A 251-nucleotide genomic window follows, 5' to 3' on the forward strand; every position below is an offset into this window, starting at 1 on the left:
GGCCGCTCCGGGGCCTCCCACGCCGGGTCGCCGGTGATGCGCCGGATGGCGGCCTGCACGCACCGCTCGGCGACGGCGGCGATGGTCAGCGACGGGTTGCCACCCGTCGCCCCGGGCAGCACAGCACCGTCCACGACGTGCAGGCCGGGGTGGCCGAAGACCTGCCCGTCGACGTCGACCACACCCTCGTCCGGGCCGGCGCCCATCCGGCACCCGCCGATGTTGTGCACGGTGACCGGCTGGCGGAACAG

At 76.1% G+C, this 251-nt stretch carries 1 protein-coding gene; it reads right to left on the reverse strand.

The window, feature by feature from the left end:
- Positions 1 to 251: GMC family oxidoreductase (locus P8629_RS12385; RefSeq protein ID WP_278166403.1), on the reverse strand; the 251-nt coding region annotated here is incomplete at both ends.

The sequence above is a fragment of the Hydrogenovibrio sp. 3SP14C1 genome (assembly GCF_029625905.1).
GTDB lineage: Bacteria > Pseudomonadota > Gammaproteobacteria > Thiomicrospirales > Thiomicrospiraceae > Hydrogenovibrio.